This window comes from Aliiglaciecola sp. M165, from assembly GCF_007197995.1.
Lineage (GTDB): Bacteria > Pseudomonadota > Gammaproteobacteria > Enterobacterales > Alteromonadaceae > Aliiglaciecola.
This window is the reverse complement of the sequence record NZ_VKKH01000005.1, coordinates 225,445-242,969: the sequence shown is the minus strand read 5'-3', so window position 1 is coordinate 242,969 and position 17,525 is coordinate 225,445. Positions and strand designations below refer to the sequence as shown.

13 protein-coding genes are annotated in these 17,525 nt (G+C 44.3%); 5 read left to right on the top strand and 8 right to left on the bottom strand.

What is annotated here, in order from left to right; translation table 11 throughout:
- Positions 1-58: 58 nt before the first annotated feature.
- The 6 genes from FM019_RS11200 to FM019_RS11175 form a co-directional block, all read right to left on the bottom strand.
- Complete coding sequence (locus tag FM019_RS11200) at positions 59-1,222, bottom strand: HDOD domain-containing protein (protein ID WP_143836024.1); 1,164 nt, start codon at positions 1,220-1,222, stop codon at positions 59-61.
- Between the two features lie 159 nt (positions 1,223-1,381).
- Positions 1,382-2,476: an adenylate/guanylate cyclase domain-containing protein gene (locus FM019_RS11195; RefSeq protein WP_143836023.1), complete on the bottom strand. Its 1,095-nt coding sequence runs from the start codon at positions 2,474-2,476 to the stop codon at positions 1,382-1,384.
- 152 nt (positions 2,477-2,628) lie between these two features.
- The gene (gene hemL / locus FM019_RS11190; protein WP_143836022.1) at positions 2,629-3,918 is read right to left on the bottom strand and encodes a glutamate-1-semialdehyde 2,1-aminomutase; all 1,290 of its coding nucleotides are present in this window, start codon (positions 3,916-3,918) and stop codon (positions 2,629-2,631) included.
- A gap of 67 nt (positions 3,919-3,985) precedes the next feature.
- A complete protein-coding gene (locus FM019_RS11185) occupies positions 3,986-4,993 on the bottom strand; it encodes an aspartate carbamoyltransferase (protein WP_143836021.1) in 1,008 nt (335 codons plus the stop codon).
- A 148-nt stretch (positions 4,994-5,141) separates the two neighbouring features.
- Positions 5,142-5,555: a hypothetical protein gene (locus tag FM019_RS11180; RefSeq protein WP_143836020.1), complete on the bottom strand. Its 414-nt coding sequence runs from the start codon at positions 5,553-5,555 to the stop codon at positions 5,142-5,144.
- Positions 5,549-8,233 (bottom strand): reprolysin-like metallopeptidase, encoded by a 2,685-nt coding sequence (locus FM019_RS11175; protein ID WP_143836019.1) that lies wholly within the window; start codon positions 8,231-8,233, stop codon positions 5,549-5,551. Before FM019_RS11175 ends, FM019_RS11180 begins: the two co-directional genes overlap by 7 nt.
- 203 nt (positions 8,234-8,436) lie before the next feature.
- Here FM019_RS11175 and FM019_RS11170 point away from each other — a divergent pair, with 203 nt between their 5' ends.
- Both FM019_RS11170 and FM019_RS11165 read left to right on the top strand, forming a co-directional pair.
- Complete coding sequence (locus FM019_RS11170; protein ID WP_260681603.1) at positions 8,437-9,396, top strand: MBL fold metallo-hydrolase; 960 nt, start codon at positions 8,437-8,439, stop codon at positions 9,394-9,396.
- Entirely contained in the window at positions 9,393-10,259 is an 867-nt protein-coding gene (locus FM019_RS11165) for an SMP-30/gluconolactonase/LRE family protein (protein ID WP_143836018.1), read from the top strand. Before FM019_RS11170 ends, FM019_RS11165 begins: the two co-directional genes overlap by 4 nt.
- A gap of 61 nt (positions 10,260-10,320) precedes the next feature.
- Here FM019_RS11165 and FM019_RS11160 read toward each other — a convergent pair whose 3' ends face one another.
- Positions 10,321-10,974 (bottom strand): TetR/AcrR family transcriptional regulator, encoded by a 654-nt coding sequence (locus tag FM019_RS11160; RefSeq protein WP_143836017.1) that lies wholly within the window; start codon positions 10,972-10,974, stop codon positions 10,321-10,323.
- A gap of 136 nt (positions 10,975-11,110) precedes the next feature.
- On the opposite strand from FM019_RS11160, the gene FM019_RS11155 reads away from it, so the two are divergent.
- Both FM019_RS11155 and FM019_RS11150 read left to right on the top strand, forming a co-directional pair.
- A complete protein-coding gene (locus FM019_RS11155) occupies positions 11,111-12,274 on the top strand; it encodes an efflux RND transporter periplasmic adaptor subunit (RefSeq protein WP_143836016.1) in 1,164 nt (387 codons plus the stop codon).
- Between the two features lie 2 nt (positions 12,275-12,276).
- The gene (locus FM019_RS11150) at positions 12,277-15,432 is read left to right on the top strand and encodes an efflux RND transporter permease subunit (RefSeq protein ID WP_143836015.1); all 3,156 of its coding nucleotides are present in this window, start codon (positions 12,277-12,279) and stop codon (positions 15,430-15,432) included.
- 107 nt (positions 15,433-15,539) lie between these two features.
- On the opposite strand, the gene FM019_RS11145 is transcribed toward FM019_RS11150, so the two are convergent.
- On the bottom strand, positions 15,540-16,412 hold the full coding sequence (locus tag FM019_RS11145) for a phosphate/phosphite/phosphonate ABC transporter substrate-binding protein (protein ID WP_143836014.1): 873 nt from the start codon (positions 16,410-16,412) through the stop codon (positions 15,540-15,542).
- Between the two features lie 395 nt (positions 16,413-16,807).
- Between FM019_RS11145 and FM019_RS11140 the strand changes: the two genes are divergently transcribed.
- The gene (locus FM019_RS11140) at positions 16,808-17,524 is read left to right on the top strand and encodes a DUF2982 domain-containing protein (RefSeq protein WP_143836013.1); all 717 of its coding nucleotides are present in this window, start codon (positions 16,808-16,810) and stop codon (positions 17,522-17,524) included.
- Position 17,525: the final 1 nt, after the last annotated feature.

Below are 17,525 nucleotides of genomic sequence, written 5' to 3'. Positions count from 1 at the left end.
AACGTCGGCGCACAATAAGACTTGAGTCGTAGGCCACCCTAGCAATGGCGTCGTTCGTTCATTGTGTTGCGGCAAATTGGGCGATCAGTTGCGCCGCTTTATGTTTAAATTGGCGGGCGCAAAGTGCATCATGCAAGGCTTCAAGGCGAACCTTTTCAATTTGCTCCTGTGCATAGTAAAACTCAAGTTTGCCAACTTGTTCGAACTTGAGTCCTTCGAAATTGAGCATATCGCTGTTTTCTTCAAAAACGAGTAAATCCGCCAAGCGGCAGGCGTAATAGCAGAAGATCATTTCTTGGCTCTTGTCCATGTTTAATAAGTGCTCCCCTAACTGATTGGTCATAGGCAGCAAACTCTCACTAATATTTTGTGATATGTCACCGGGTAATTGCCACTTTTGCGCAAGCAATGCGCCCAATTTCGCAGGATGAGTACCGATTTTTTCCTGAACGGCCTTTACACGAGTGTAAGTAGATGAGCTATCCAAATAGAATTTCGCAAGTTCAGGGTGTGCAGATAATACGGCTATATCGCCAAGGTATTGTAGCAAACACAGCGTCGACATCTGAGCGACATCGGGCATTTTCATCTCTTTTGCCAACAACACACTTAACGAACTTGCGACAAAGCTCGCCGACCATATTTTTTGATAGGCCAGCTTTTGCTTTTCACTACTAAAGTGCGCGTTTTGCTGCAAGATAAACTGCAAAGCTATGTTTTTTACTTGGCTTACGCCCAAAAAAATAACTGCGTGGTTGATCGTTGTGATGGGTTTTCGTAGTGCGAAAAGAGGAGAATTAACAATTTTAAGGACCTTAGCAACGAGCTCTGGGTCGGTCCTGATAATATTAAAAAGCTCTTTAGGGTCGACGATATTCTTTGTTAATGACAACAACATTGGGTGAGGTCGACGCAATTTTGTCGCCCGTTCCACGGCCTGAATTTGCTTTTGTTCATCTAACTTGTGATGAAGTCTAAAGGATTTAAATTCATCGGTGATAGTGACAAGCTTGGTCACATCTATAGCAGGCGTTGGATCTGACGGGAGTTTGCTGACATCGGGGAAAACAATTTGCTTTTCCATCGGCGCTCCACGAGTTTTGCGCAACTTGATAAGGGTGTTGCGGTCCTGCTGCTCAATGTCACTGACTTGGGTCCTCCAAAGTACCACTAGTACTAACAGCATCAAGGCCAAAGGGACGATGAAATCTAAAGGCACCATACATTACTTCCTGGTTAAAAACTTAACCTCAATATATGTCAGTGATTTGTCGAATGCATCGAATTAGCGACACTTTTGGGTATGTAAATTGCCGCTCAACGTATAACTTTTTTGGAAGGTTATTGGATTTTGTACCTTTTAAAAGGATTTTCAGAATGCTTATTGCAGGGTTAAAGCACCATCCCAGTCATGAGAATAATCGGCATCTCTGGCTCTATGACATTGTTCCATATGATGAATTATCAATGGATCCTCTGGACTAATAACAAGTGCTTGCTGAAATAACGCTAGTGCTGCGTCCCAGTCTTTTTCTATCCTAATTTTTATACCTTTGTTTATCAGCTCAGCCGTTGCTAATTTTAGTTCTTGCTCTTCTTCAGGCAGATGATCAAGAATTTCGTAAACTTCTAAAGGGGTATTTCGACCTTTGACTCTTACCCAATCGAGTATTCTATAGGTATATTTTTCCGGATCGCCGACGGTATCAAGCGTTTGTGCGCTGACAATAATGTCTGCACCTAGTTTTGGTGCAAGTGACTCAATGCGATACGCAATGTTTACGCTGTCACCAATAACCGTCGTATCCATTCTGTCATCAGAGCCAACAGTTCCAATGATAACTGGTCCAAAGTGCACACCTACACCGATATTAACGGGTGGGTAGCCACTGTTGCTCCGGTGCTGATTGTAAATGTTAAGGGCGTAGCGCAAATCAATCGCTGCATTAATGGCATCGATGGCTTTGTCTTGGTCAGTACCATCTGGATGATCGAATAAGGCCATGATGGCGTCACCGATGAACTTATCGATAAACCCATTATTTTGGTGAATCGGATCGTTCATTCTCAGAAAATACGAGTTTAAAAATTTCATAAGTTCCTGAGGAGTCATTTTTTCAGATAACCCGGTGAACCCTCGAATGTCGCAAAACAATATCGCCACATCGTCTTCATCTGCTCTACCAAGCTCCAACGTATTGGAGCCGTGTTTGGCAAAGTGCTCAACAAATTGCCGCGGCACAAATTTCTGAAAGGTTTGTGTCAGCCGCAATGCTTCATCGGCCTTGCTGAGAAAGCGTTTGTCCTGATCTTCGCTCTCGCTAAGTGCAAGAGCGCTTTGACTTTGTTCTCGCGTAGCGAGCTGTTGTCGTTGATGATTTTTCAATCGCTGACTCATACGCACCAACGCCAACGCCAAAACGACAATAATCGTTAGCAGGATGAGCGAGATGGGTTGTGTCAATTGTTCGAACATTACAGCCGCTTTTACTTTTCGCTAATGTTGTTATTTCAACAGCTTAACAATGAATTCTAAAAATTCCTATGCTGCTGGCATTTTTGTCTTGTTAATCATACCCATCCGCATTCCGACTGATCACTTCTTAATGTGAATGGGTAAAATATGCTTTATTTACCGGCGATCTCAGATAAAACTTTTTCTGCGATATCCAAAGTTCTCCTCACAATGGCTTCGTCATGGGCTGCCGATACGAACCCTGCTTCATAGGAAGCTGGAGCCATATAAACACCATTGGTTAACATACCATGATAAAAACGGTTAAAGGTCTCTGTATCGCAATTGATAGCCTGTTGATAGTTGGTCACCCGCTCGATGTCCGTAAAGAATATGCCAAACATACTGCCGGCATAATTTACTGTCATTGGGATCCCGCAAGCGATAGCCCGCTGTTTGATACCTTCAGCAATGGCTTTTGTTGTCTCAGAAAGCTGTTCGTATAACCCCGGAGCTTTTATTTGACTAAGTGCGGCTATGCCTGCGGCCATGGCCACGGGATTACCAGATAAAGTACCAGCTTGGTAAATTGGACCGCTGGGAGCGATTTGTTGCATGATCTCTGCTTTTCCGCCAAACGCTCCAACTGGCATACCACCGCCAATAACCTTACCAAGACAAGTCAAATCAGGTTTAACCTGATAATGCTCTTGTGCACCACCTCTTGCTACTCTGAATCCAGTCATCACTTCGTCAAAGATTAAAACGCTTTGATATTTGTCGCAGATATCTCTTAACCCTTGCAAAAAGCCATCTACGGGGGGAATACAATTCATATTGCCGGCTACAGGCTCCACGATAATGCAGGCAATATCATCACCAAATTGTTCAAACGCCTGTTCAACACTAGATAGGTTGTTAAATTCCATGGTGAGTGTATGTTTTGCAAAATCCTCTGGGATCCCAGGCGAGCTTGGCACGCCTAAGGTCAATGCTCCAGAACCCGCTTTCACTAACAAGGCGTCGGCATGGCCATGATAACAGCCTTCAAACTTTAAGATTTTGTCTTTACCTGTCACGCCTCGCGCTAAACGAATCGCGCTCATGGTTGCTTCGGTTCCAGAATTAACCATTCGCAACATATCCATAGATGGAACCAATGAGTTGACGAGTTCTGCCATGGTGACTTCAGATTCTGTCGGCGCACCAAAACTTAAGCCGTTTTGCGCCGCATCGATCACTGCCTGTCGGATTAACGGGTTGTTATGACCCAGTACCATGGGACCCCAAGATTGCACATAATCAATGTATTGCTTGCCATCAGCGTCATAGAGATATGGACCATCGGCCTTGACGATAAATGGTGGTGTACCTCCCACTGCTTTAAACGCGCGGACTGGAGAATTTACGCCGCCAGGAATATGTTTTTGAGCTTGAGCAAAGAGTTGTTCAGATTTTTGCATAGAAATTCTTTTAGTTTAAACCTTTTAGAAGTGTTTGGTATGAGCCTAATATTGTCGACGTCACACTTTATTGTTTAGCACTATACCAATGTACGTCACGATCGTATTTTGAGACCAGTTCTTCAACGCCCAACGTTAAAGCGAATAACGCCATTCTTACTAGTACTCCATTGTCTGTTTGTCTAAATATGGCCAAATTGGGGTGTAGATTTAAATCGTTGTCCAATTCGTTTGCATCAGCTCGAGAATCACGAGGTAAGGGATGCATAATGACGGTTTTGGATTGAAAATGCTTGGTATAAATGAGCTGATTGAGTCGAAATTTTCCTCGATACTTGTTCGCTTCTTCTTGTGACTCAAAGCGCTCTTCCTGGATCCTTGTCTGATAACAAATATCGGCGTCTACGCTACCTTCCAGTTGGTCTGTTTGGATCACAGTGTGCCCAGCGTCCTCAATAACGTCTAATACACTATCGGGCATTGCCAATTCCTTTGGTGAAATCAGTGTAAAGCGCACATTTTTAAACAGGCTTAATAACTTGGAAAGCGAATGTACTGTTCGACCATATTTAAGATCGCCAATCATCGCAATGTGGATCCCATCTATTGACCCACCCAATGATTGTTGTTCTTTATTTATCGTGTACAAATCGAGAAGTGCTTGGGTTGGGTGTTCGTTTGGACCATCTCCACCATTGATAACCGGCACCCGACTTCCTTCGGCAAACTCACTAACAGAGCCCGAGTGGGGATGACGCATGGCAATAATATCGGAATAACCGCTCAATACTCTGGCTGTATCAAATAAGGATTCACCTTTGGCCAAAGCGGAGCTCGACATGCCGGTTGTTTCTCTAACCTCGCCACCTAACAAATTAAATGCAGTACCAAAACTGACTCGGGTACGAGTACTGGCTTCAAAAAACAAGTTTCCTAAAATGGCGCCATCAAGCACTTTGGTGCGTTTTTGCCTTAGTGCATAAGGAGTCATTTGATCGGCAACATTAAAAACCGTCTGAATGGAGTCTCGGTCAAATTGATTAACCGAAAGAATATGCTGACCTTTAAAGTTCATCGTACACCCTTATGTGTGTATCAAAGAAAGAGAATGCTGGGAAATTAATTGCTGTCAAAATTGATAGACAACCCGCCATTTGCTGGCCAGAGAGTCTATCAAAAAAACAGCAAAGATGAACACAAAAAGAAAGGCCTAAACGTGCAGTCTATTGATATTGTTTTTGAAACGTCTGACAACCTTTTAATACAATAGGATTATAAACCTCTGCATAACGCTTAAGTGCTTTGCGGCGGCTCAAATCGTCACCTATATTGACGGTATCGCCTGTGCCAGACAAAAATCGAAATCCGCACTGTTTTTCAAGCAGTTTTAATGATTGTTCTGTTGTGCCAATTCCAGGTAATGCAATCACTTTATTGGCAAAAGCCAACAAACGGAAATCCTGCTTATCAACTGCTTCGCGCGCATCAATTTGTGCTTGTTGTTCGGTGACGTCTTTGACGTCACTGTTTTGTTCATCTGATGCCTTCACCTCTGATGCCTCTCGAATGGTTAGATTCTCGCAGCCCATTAAGAGAAACGCAGCCAAAAAATAACCTAGTAATTGAACCTTTAACATTGCTGTACCTCAGGTGCTGACCTGCTAATTGAACGACTTCGTAATCCCAACAACGCAAGTAACAAAAGTCCAAATCCAGCACTGCCGCCACCTGAATCTGTGGTTACTGGTGGGGTGGGTAATGGCACAGGATCGGGGTCTCTTTGGGTCACTTCAATAGTCAAGGTGCCGGTATCTGTTTCAAATGAAGGGTCTTCTATGCGGTATTGCACAGTGTCTGTGCCAAAAAAACTCGCTGCTGGTGTGTAACTTATTTGGCCGTTTACGATACTTACCTGCGCATTGCCAAGGTAGGTGATTTCAGCCAAGCTGATTTGATCTTGGTCAACATCTGAATCATTGGCTAACACGTCAAATGTACTAGTACCTGCGCCTTGCAAAACGGTTTCATTGTCATCGACGGCCACCGGGGCATCATTTACCGGCAAAATAGTCACTTCAAAAGCAAAAATGTTGCTGTCACTGATGCCATCATTTACCACCACGTTAACTTGTAACGTTCCCGCGAAATTTGCCGAGGGAACCACCGTAGAGCCTGTTGCCGTGTAGCTCGCACCGGGTTGAATACTTAAGGTAAAATTAGACGGATAATCAGAATCAGGATCGTCGACAATCAAATCGGTAAAATCGATATTAAACGTACTGTCCTCAGCTTCGGCTCTGGCATCCTGGTCGGTGATTAATGGTGCAACAGGATTGTTTCCCGGTAAAATTTCAAAAGACCCAGAGTTAACCGCAAAAAAGACATTATCACTGCATTTCACCATCAAACGCGCCGATGACGCGTTGGTACTGGGTGCCAATATATTTTGTTGGCCATCGTTGGGGGTGTTTGCAAGCAATGTCGATTCGAAAGTTTGATTGCCATCAGCGTCGAGAAGAATATCTACGTTTGCACAAGAAATCGGCGCTTGATCTGTTCCGGCTACATTCCAAACAACACTCTGATTCTGACCGCCTAACCAGCGCACCGATGCCAAAGGTTCGCTTACAGAAAACACTTCACCGGTAGGTGCAACATCCAGACTGGCTTGAAGCGTGTTTGCACCGCCATTGCCATCTCTGACTAATAGTTCAAAATTCAATGTTCTGGCAGTCGTTGGGTACGCCTCACCAAAATCAATGGTATTAGTTAAAACGTTACTCAATTGCGGAAAGTAACGGGTTGGTTGACTTGTTGGTGGAAAAGACCGAAAAAGTGGATTGGCGCCATTATCAGCACGAATTTCTGCAGCGGAACCTGTTGCGCCAGCTATACCGCCTGGGTTGACTTGATCCCAAATATAAGTCAGCTCATCGTTGTCTGCATCAGTCACCGCTGCAGTGAGCATAAATGGGGTATTGGCTGGGATTGTGTGGGCAATCTCCGCCGTACTGATGACAGGAATTGCGTTGCCGTTAGACGCAACTGTACCGCAACTGAGACTAGCCAAATGATCTTGAATTTGCTCAACTGAAAAGCTGTGAAAATACGCATCTGCGGTATTTTCGACGTCTTGACTTGAGCACAAGCCTGCATAAGACATAATTGTTGTGCCACTTCCGGGTTCCACCGACGCGTCATCACTACGCTGATCACTTGTGCAGGAGCCAGTGCCCAAAGCATTAAACGAATGATCGGCTGCCAATTGATGACCAAATTCATGGATCACCAGTTGAATGTAAAAGTTTTCACCAAAAGGGCGACTGCTACCAGAATAACCACGTGCCTTAAAACCATCAAAACAGATACTATTAAGTGTCGCTAACCCTCCCGGGTCGGTGCTCAGCAAATGGCCAATATCGTAATTGGCAGAGCCAATTAAATTGTCGATAGTGGTTTGATTGGCAGCAAGATCTTCGCTTGAATCGTTGATAAAAGGATCGGTTTCAGCGTTGGTAAAAATCAACCGGTCGTTGTTGGCAACCAATTCAAACTGAATGGATAAATCTACCAATAAAACCTGATTCATTCGATTCACCAAGCGGGCGATTTCTGCCAATGCCCCTGCTTCACCACCATTTTCTCGAGTATATTCTGCACTGGTACTAACAGCCAGTCGATAGGTCGTTACTGAATCGCCGTTGGGCCGCGCAGCCAGCGGTTTAGCTAACGCATTGCCATTATCTAAGTTTGTGGGTACTAGGTTCTCGGGAATGCGTAGGTAGTCTTGTTGTTGGTCAATTAACCCTTTTGGAACGATTTCGTCTTTCGCAAAGTAACTGACATAGGATTGGTTATCGTTAAATTTGTCGAATGTGAGAAAAACCCATTCATTCTGATATTTGAACATGCCAGACAACCCGGCAGGCGAAAGGTCGAATCGACCTTTGTTTGATGGATTTAGCGTATCGATTCCGATAAAAGAGCGAATTTGTGGAAATTTTGCGGCGAGCGCTTCGTCCATGACTTTCACTTGCTTAAGCAAAAAAATGCTTTCATTGCCATCGGGAAAGGCCACAGGAATTTCAAACTGCGCTGAATCATTAGTAATTAAAATTTCTAACATCGCTGGGTTGACCAGCATTTTTTGACCAGCTATGAGTTTGGACGAATAACCGGTTGAACTGGCATTTTTGCTGGCTTGTTGCAACCAAAGTGGTTCCGAAAGCGGCGAATTATTTGCAAGTGCGTTAGTGCTGGCGATGCTTACGCAACTGAGCAATATAGCGGTGCGAAGCGGATTGAGTATTTTCATAAATCGCCCAATTTATTAGTTTGAATTAATTTATATTTGTCTATGCTAACTGATAAGACACTGAATGCAGATGAATAATTCCCATTTAGGGGCATTCCCTTTTGTACACATGTATAAATCTTACGTGGCAAACCATAAAAAGGTTGCATAAATAACCTCAACTCGAGATAAGCATCAACAAAGATAAACAGGCCCCAAAAACAATGAACAAACTTTTTACTTTAAATAATATGCTGTTGTTTTTTATTTCCATGTCATTTTTGCCAGTGACTATCGCCATCGAAGCGGCTGCTCGAACCTGTGACGCACAGCGGGTTAACCTGCAGGTGCTTGGGTCAGGTGGCCCCGAATTGGATGATGGAAGAAATTCTTCTGGGTATATTATTTGGGTGGATGGAAACAGTAAGCTGATTGTCGATGCGGGGCCAGGAACCAGTGTTGCCTTTGGTGCGGCTGGAGGTAAGTTCGAACATGTTAGTGCGCTTTTGCTCACGCATTTACACGTCGATCATAGTTCAGATCTGCCAGCCTATATCAAAGGAAGCTTTTTCACGCCGCGACAAAACGTCTTGATTGTCGCCGGCCCTACTCAAAACGCTCTGATGCCCTCTACTTCAGACTACGTGCAACGACTGATGGGACCCAAAGGAGCCTTTGCCTACCTAAAAGACTATGTCGACAAGACAACTGATGCCGACTACAAGATTAACGTAGTTGATATCGATAAATCAGACTCAAACAAAACGGGCTACGAGAACCAGTTAAACATTGATGCGGAGATAACCGCCAGTGCAGTCACCGTGCACCATGGACCAGTTGCCGCAGTCGCATGGAAGATTCAGGTTTTAGGTTGTACATTAGTGTTCAGTGGTGACATGAGTAATAACAAAAAGGTTTTGGCAACTTTTGCCAAAGGGGCAGATTTGTTGATTGCAAATAATGCCGTACCAGAAACCGCAGGAGAGGTTGCAAAAAACTTGCACATGACACCTTCAGAAATTGGCGAAATTGCTAATAGTGCGCAAGTTAGAAAGCTGTTGCTATCTCATTTCATGCAACGCACTTTGCCAACACAGCAATTAAGCTTAAAACATATTAGGGCCCGTTATTCTGGTCCGGTCGAATTTGCTGAGGATGGCATGACAATTAGGCTAAATCGATGAAAACCAGCATAAAACAGCTTTTAATCATATGTGCGCTGAGTGTACCAACCCTTGCAACGTTCAGCGCACCATCATCCAGCGCAAAACTACAAGAGTTATGGCGTCTAGAAGGCAAATTTAACATGCCCGAATCTGCTGCCTATGATGCGCAACGACAGATGATTTATGTGTCCAATGTCAACGAATATGCTAAAGACAGCAACGGCTTTATCTCGCGAGTCTCAGCAAGGGGCGAGCATCTCGAAGTTGAGTGGATGACAGGGCTACACAGCCCAACAGGTTTGGCTGTCAAAGGCGATAAGCTGTATGCGGTGGACTATGATGCGTTAGTGGTTATCGATCTACACAATAACAAAATAATTATGCGAGCACCCGCCGTCGACGCCGAGCAAATCCCTGTATTGAATGACGTCGCATTGGCAGAAAATGGTGATGTGTATGTTTCCGGTAGCCGCAGTCGCACAATATACAAATTGGTAGAGAATAAGCTGGAAGTTTGGGTCAAAGACGATGAGCTTTTGAAAACCGCCAATGGGCTGTTAGTCTATCAAAACATCCTTTATCACGGTGGCAATGCGTGGACAGCATTTGATCTTGAAACCAGGAGACCTGTCAAATCGCTCATTGAAATGGGCGAGGGGTTAGTTGATATTGATGGCATCACGGCCGATGGAACAGGCGGGTTTATTGTTTCTCTTATCGACGATCACAGGTTGTGGTCCCTCAAAAAAGGCGCAAATCCAAAACCATTAACAGAGGATGAAGTTAAAGGCATCGACATGCACTTTGTGCCCCAGAGCAATTTATTGTTTTTACCTAGAGTAGGTAACACGCTTTCTGCATATCGACTCGTATGGGATTAAGGCTTGAATCGTCAAGGTTTAAGCAAACACATCGCCCCTTAAAAGAACACGAAAGTTGAGGCTACTTAGCCTCAACCGCGATCATTGCTAGTACGTGGTCGGTCACCTTCGAGACAAGATTCAGCTGTTTTTCTTCAGACATACTGTACGGTAGCCCCAATAAACTTTTTAAATGGAAGTCGCCTTTGAGCATATTGAAAAACGCGCACGACCAGTATTGGGCTTGTTCTTCATTCAATTGCAGATGAGTGTTTCTTTGTAAGTATCGACTGAACAGCTGCATACCGTTTTGCGGGCCAGCAATGTAAAATAGTTCAGCAACATGAGGGTTTGTGGCTAATTCACCAATGACTACACGGTGCATGGCGATGGCTTGTTCGTCTTGAAGCAAACTCATGATCTGATTACCAAAGGTGATCATTGCGTTACGCGGATGATCGGTAAACTTGCCCATATGCTCTTCATCGAGCTGATATTGCTCACATTTATAATCAATGACAGCCGTAAATAGGGCATCTTTGTTGCTGAAGTGCGAATAGACGGTTTGTTTTGACACCCCTGCACGGTTAGCCACCAAGTCCATTGACGTCGCGGAAAACCCTTGACTTAAAAAAATCTCACTCGCCGCAAACAGAATATTGGCGCGCTTTTCCTCGCTTTTTGGGCGTCCAGCTTTAGGCTGATTTTTACTACACAACTTATTTTCAACAGACATTGATCTTTTCACTTATACAACACGTTTTAATAATTATTTACATTATCATACTAGACGGTCCAGTATTTATATACTAACCTATCAACAAATACAAATAACGCCGTTATTTTTTGAACATTATAGAGTGGAAAAGGTTGTGAATACGAATTTATCAAGGCCTGCGGTTATTGCTATCGCCATTATCATTCCCATGCTAGCCGTGGTTGGGTTGATGGTCGCTGCAGGATCAGGACAAGTGGCGACGCCGCCTAGTCATGCAAAAGTGCACCGTGTGGAGATTATTCAACTTACCCCCGAACAAGCATATCAACAGCAACAACTCGCCTATGGCCGAGTCGAAGCGGCCAATTTGTCAAATCTTGGCTTCGAATTATCCGGTAAATTGCAGACAATCCTTGTAGACGAAGGTGACACTATCGTTGCGGGTCAACTTGTTGCAAGTCTGGATACACAGCGTATTGATGCCAGTATGAAAGAGCTTGAAGCTGCACTCCAGCGTGCGCGAGCTGATGCCAGGCTAGCTAAGCAATCTCAAGACAGAGTCAAAGAGCTGGTGGAGAAAAAATTAGAATCGACACAACGCCTGGATGAAGTTAACGAAAGCGCACAAGCTACACTGGCGTTGGTCGAAGAAACTCAAGCCAGGATCAACACATTAAAAGTGGAGTTGGACAAATCCCAATTACGAGCTTCTTTTGATGGCACCATAGTGTCGCGTCCGGTCGATGCAGGCACAGTCGTGTCTGCAGGACAAGCGGTTCTCGTCGCACAACAAAAGTCTGCTTATGATGCACGAATTGCACTATCAAGTGATCACATAAAAGATTTGGCCGTCGGTCAACAACACACCCTAAGCGCCAATGACGTATTGTTAAGTGGTCGAATCAAATCCATCGCCACCACGCGTCAGCTTGATACTCGTACTATTGATGTGATTTTTTCATTGGAGCCTAACGGTCTTCATTTACTACCTGGTGATCTGGTCGCATTAACCTACAGCAAACAGGTTAATGAAGAGGGAGTTTGGGTGCCTAAACAAGCATTAAGCAGCGGCATTCGTGGTTTATGGACACTTTTTACCGTTAACGGAAAAGGTCAAAAGACGGTCACGTCTCGCTCTGTTGAAGTGCTTTATTCTGGCGAAACCCACAGTTTTGTTCGTGGGGCTATCAGTGCAGAAGATTGGATGATAGTGAACGGTGCTCAACGTTTAGTTCCTGGACAACTCGTCGAAGCCGTTGAGTCTCCTGTCACCGCAAGAGTGATGATTGATCTAGCCTCCAATCAAGGGATCAATTAAATATGAGTGCGCCTCTTTTATCGTCGAACAACGCGCCTTGGTATAGCGCGTTTTTCCGCAACGGTCACTTACTAGCGCTGACGATCATTATCTTTTTGGTTGCTGGGCTGTCAGCAATCTCGTCCCTTCCTCGTTTAGAAGATCCGAGGATCGATACGCGAAACGTTTTGGTGCTGACGCCTTACCCAGGAGCTTCGGCTGAACGAGTCGAGGCCTTGGTGAGCGATGTATTGGAAGATGAACTTCGACAACTGTTCGAAATAAAAGAAATCAAGTCAACCTCTCGTGCCGGGATTTCAGTGATCAGCATTGAGTTGCAAGCTTGGGTCGACAAAACCACTAACGAACAAATTTTCTCAAAAATCCGTGACAGTTTGGCTGACGCAAAACAGCAATTTCCCGCTGGTGCAGGTGAACCTGAGTTAGACGAAAAACGCGGCGCCACGTCTTTTACCATGCTGCTGTCATTGGGTTCCCCCGACGGCTATCAAACGCCGATGTCCATTCTCACTCGAATGAGTGAGGAAGTGGCAGACCGATTGCGCAATGTGCCTGGTACCGAACTAGTTCGTATTTACGGTGAGTTATCTGAAGAAATTACTGTCGAAGTCGACCCACATAAATTGTCCAGCGCGGGATTAAGTGTTGCACAGGTTAGCCAACTCATTGCCGCAGCCGATCCCAAGTTACCTGCCGGAGTAGTGCGCAGTGAATCACAAAATATCCGAATTCAGGTGGCCGAGGAGCTGTCTAACCTAGACGTGATCCGCAATATTCCCTTGTCTGTCGGTGCCAACAGTCAGTTTTTGCGGCTGCAAGATGTTGCTAGGGTATATCGAGGTTGGCAAAATCCGCCCAATGATATCGCTTTGGTTGATGGCCAACAGAAAGTCTTTGTTGCTGCGCGTATGCAACCGACGGTTCGCGTAGACACCTGGACAAATAATACTAAACAAGCGCTTGAAAGTTTCAATCTGTTATATGAAGGCACCGCGCAAGCCGATATTGTGTTTGAGCAAAATGAATACACTGAAACCCGATTGCTCGATTTAACTCAAAACTTGCTGATGGGTTGTTTGGTGGTAATGGCCGTTGTGTTTTTGTTTATGGGCTTTCGCTCTGCATGGATCGTGGGAATTTCATTGCCCCTAAGCGCAGCATTTACGCTATTTTCGCTCAGTTTTTTCGATGAGCAGATCCATCAAATGTCAATATTTGGGATTATCATTGCGATTGGTTTATTGATTGATAATGCAATAGTTATCACCGATGAAACCCGTGCAAATCTGTTAGATCCAAACAACAGTCGCTTAGATGCTTTGGTCAAAAGTCTGAGGCATTTATTTAGCCCGTTATTGGCCTCAACACTAACGACGATATTAGGCTTTATGCCCATTTTCCTTTTACCTGGCAATATCGGTGATTTTATTAGCTCTATTGCGGTCAGCGTAGTAATGGCATTAGTGGGCTCACTATTCATTTCGTTGACTGTGATCGCTGCTTTGGCGGCCAGATATTTGCCTCGTCCCAAAACATTGGACACTGTTCAGCCTTGGTATCGTGGCGGCATTCAATTTCCAATGCTCACCGACTGGTATAAACAGGCCATCGGTAAAGCGATAAAACGTCCAATATTAATGCTGATCATGACTGTCAGTTTGCCTGTCGCGGGGTTCGTCTTGGCAGGGCAGCTAGGCAATGTATTTTTCCCTAGCGCTGATCGGGACCAGTTCGAAATTTACGTTTGGATGCCCAACGGCACTTCAATTAATAAAACGCGCACTGTGGTTGAAGATATCAATCTCCATATTGAAAATTACGACTCTGTGGCATCCGTCACTTGGCTAGTTGGCGGTTCAGCGCCTAGTGTCTATTACAACCAAGTAATGAATCGAGACAATACCGCGCACTTTGCCAACGGTGTGGTGAAAACCAAATCAGTCACGCAAGCTGCGCAGCTTATTCCTGCGTTGCAATCCAGCCTCGACGAAAATTTCCCTGAAGCAAAAATTGTTGTGCGTGCATTTGGGCAGGGGCCGCCAATATCCGCGCCGATTGGTGTTGAAATTTACGGACCAGATTTGGCTATCATTAATGAGTTGGGCCAGAAAGTTAGGCTAGCAATGTCTGAGATACCTGGCGTTACCAATTCTATTGCATCCATTACAATGGGTGAGCCAGAATTAATCCTCGACGTGACGAGAAATGTCTCTTCTTTGGCTGGATTGTCACTCAATGATATTGCCTCGCAATTGCAGGCCTCTTTGGATGGACAATTGGGTGGTTCAATCCTAGAGGGGACTGAAGAAATACCAATCCGCATCAGAATTCCAGAATCACAACGTGATAATTTGGATGATCTGAATGCGATACCTCTGCTTAGCGCGCCTTTGGCGAACCAACAAACTTGGGTGCCTGTCTCCGCACTTGGGCAATTTGAGCTTCGCTCTAGTATTGCCGGTATCACCCGAATGAATGGTGAGCGGGTCAATATTGTTGAGGGATTCTTACTTCCCGGCGCCACCGCAGTGGATGTTAGCAATATGCTGTCTGCTAAGCTAAACGACCCAGATTTCAATTTGCCCAAGGGCTATCGGATCAAGATGGCCGGTGATGCAGACGAACAACAAGAAGCCTTAGGGCTTTTAGCGACATACGCACCAGTGCTACTTGTATTGATGATCACCACGCTGATTTTGACATTCCGCAGCGTAAAATTAGCCGTATTGATAGCCTCGGTTGCGGCCTTGTCTGTCGGATTGGGCATGTTCAGTTTATGGCTATCTGGATTGCCGATTGGATTTAATCCATTGTTAGGATGCGCTGGTCTAATAGGTGTTGCCATAAACGGTTCAATCGTGGTGATCGCTTCGATTAATGCCAACCCTAAAGCAAAAATGGGCGATTTGGATGAAATTGTTAAAGAAACTATGAGCTGTAGCCGTCACATTCTTTCAACGACCTTTACCACCGTAGGCGGTTTTATCCCGCTATTGATTTTCAGTGAAGGGTCTTTCTGGCCACCGCTGGCAGTGGTATTGGCAGGCGGAGTAGGATTCTCAGTCATCTTGTCTTTGGTATTTACGCCAATTGTCGCTGGAAGGTTAGCAATACGTGAAGGGAGAAAGGCGCCTCACGCCGAAATAGCCCTTGCGTAATGAAAGCTTGTAAACCGTTCTACCGGATTGCGGGTATTTAGTGAGGCAATATATATTGCCTCATTGATATCATTTCTTGTTCTACTTTGCGATCAGCGACACGGGTATCAATTTGCATAGTGTTCAATAAAAGCAGAATAAATTTTTGGCTCCACAGTAACGAATGATGTTGAGGATTCAAACTCCACCCAACCTTGCTTTAATCCCTCTAACACCGCTCGTGAGTTTCGATTTTTATCCAACAAAACATTTTTGATTTTTGAACAAATTGACTCTAGGTACTTTTTACAAACAACAGGGCCGTATGGAATGGGTGGGGACCGCCAAATTTCAACCAATGATTGTTGATATTCAGAATGGCGCTCATTGAAAACTTTTGTGGCTAACACGCCGACATCAACGGTGTTTTTTAATAGTGCGTCGAGAACATTTTGATGGCTTTGCAGGTAAGTAATATTGGCCAGCTCCGTAAGTTGCTGTTTGTTAAATATTTCTTTCAAATAGGCGGATGCGACGATAGCGCCGGAAGCCGAATCTGGCCACACCATGCCTATAGGCTTTGTAGTCTGCGTAATTGTTTCAGACAGTGACTTATAAATTGCATCTTCGTTTTGGTAAGCGACTATGCTGCTGGTGTAAGTCGAGTCGGTATTATCTGGGACAGCAAGGGTATAAATATCAGGTTTGCTGGCTGCAATGAGGGCAAAACCGACTAAGTTTGGAACGGCAATTTGCACCTCATTTTGTGCGACCATGCGGGCTAATGCTGAAGGAGTATTAGCAACGATAATTGTTGTAGGCAGGTGAAAAGTATTCGCGACTAGCTCGGCAAGAGGTTTAACAGCCGCCTCACGATCGATTGATGGATACGCATAGGTGCCCACAACAATGTGCTTAGTATCGGTTGCATGACTATGAATACTGCTAACTAAAGCTATAGTTAAAATGTAAAGGGTACTTCTTAAAAAGTAGTAGAACATTATGTTTTTTATCCTCTAAACATAAAATATCACCTAGGACATTACGTCGAACATCTGCCATTTAATTGGTCACGTTCTGTAGCCATTGCAAAGGCTTCCATCGTGAAATTTGAAACGGCATATTGAAGCGCTTTCATAAAGCCACAGTTGACGCTTTTATCTCAATAAAACCAACGGTTGTCTTAAACACAGACTTTTTTGCTGATTGTCTGTAAACTCATATTCCAAGGTTATTGCTTCGTAACTCGCTTTTTTGAACTTCATGGAACGCTTTATCGTAGTATAAATGCATATGTTGACGAATTTAAAACGTTGGATAAAAACAGACTGCCCCTACTGTTTGCGATTGCGTATGATCGTGGTTTGGGCCCTGATAATGTTGGTAGTGTACTTTTATGTCTGGCAATGAAAACAACACAATAAATAAAGATGCGTCGCAAACACAAAGTATTAAGATCAGAGCGGCCTCTAAACGGAATGGTTTAACGACCTTCATCGTTGGTGTTGGGGTATTGTTCGTCGCCATTTTGCTGTTGATAGTGTTACCTAAGGCAGTCTACTTAATTGGCATTTTTGCCTTAAGTGGCTCAATCGTCACCATGCTTATTGGTTGGTTTAAAATGCGAGAACCCCCGCACAGCATTGAACTGACAAAGCGCTTTATTCATTACCAACATCGTCACGGGAAATGGCAACTTGATTGGGACAATATTCAACGAATTGATGTACCAAAAATAAGTCAGGGAATCGAGCAAATACCCCTATCAATGGTGGGAATAAGGATCAAAGATTATCAACCACTTCTTGATAGTATTTCCCCTCGTTTAGCAACTAATCTGTTGTTGGAGCAACGAGCTTTATTGCTTCACAATAGCGGCTGTGCTACTGGCGGATGCTATAATAATGACTTGATCGAAGATGACAGATTCAAGATGCCTGACGGAACTATCGTACAAGGCATTCCAGCGATGTTAGCCAATCGCATGAGCAAGTTACGCAATAGCTTGGGTTTCGATTTGTTTATTTCAGTTGCTGAGTTGGATCGTAGTTCAGAAGAGTTCGTTGCGCTGCTCAAACAATGCCATATCAATGTTTTGCAAGAACTTCCTTAAC

Excerpts from the sequence above, each read along its gene's own strand:
- FM019_RS11200 (WP_143836024.1), bottom strand. The coding sequence starts at position 1,222 with ATGGTGCCTTTAGATTTCATCGTCCCTTTGGCCTTGATGCTGTTAGTA.
- FM019_RS11195 (WP_143836023.1), bottom strand. The coding sequence starts at position 2,476 with ATGTTCGAACAATTGACACAACCCATCTCGCTCATCCTGCTAACGATT.
- hemL (WP_143836022.1), bottom strand. The coding sequence starts at position 3,918 with ATGCAAAAATCTGAACAACTCTTTGCTCAAGCTCAAAAACATATTCCT.
- FM019_RS11185 (WP_143836021.1), bottom strand. The coding sequence starts at position 4,993 with ATGAACTTTAAAGGTCAGCATATTCTTTCGGTTAATCAATTTGACCGA.
- FM019_RS11180 (WP_143836020.1), bottom strand. The coding sequence starts at position 5,555 with ATGTTAAAGGTTCAATTACTAGGTTATTTTTTGGCTGCGTTTCTCTTA.
- FM019_RS11175 (WP_143836019.1), bottom strand. The coding sequence starts at position 8,233 with ATGAAAATACTCAATCCGCTTCGCACCGCTATATTGCTCAGTTGCGTA.
- FM019_RS11170 (WP_260681603.1), top strand. The coding sequence starts at position 8,437 with ATGAACAAACTTTTTACTTTAAATAATATGCTGTTGTTTTTTATTTCC.
- FM019_RS11165 (WP_143836018.1), top strand. The coding sequence starts at position 9,393 with ATGAAAACCAGCATAAAACAGCTTTTAATCATATGTGCGCTGAGTGTA.
- FM019_RS11160 (WP_143836017.1), bottom strand. The coding sequence starts at position 10,974 with ATGTCTGTTGAAAATAAGTTGTGTAGTAAAAATCAGCCTAAAGCTGGA.
- FM019_RS11150 (WP_143836015.1), top strand. The coding sequence starts at position 12,277 with ATGAGTGCGCCTCTTTTATCGTCGAACAACGCGCCTTGGTATAGCGCG.
- FM019_RS11145 (WP_143836014.1), bottom strand. The coding sequence starts at position 16,412 with ATGTTCTACTACTTTTTAAGAAGTACCCTTTACATTTTAACTATAGCT.
- FM019_RS11140 (WP_143836013.1), top strand. The coding sequence starts at position 16,808 with ATGTCTGGCAATGAAAACAACACAATAAATAAAGATGCGTCGCAAACA.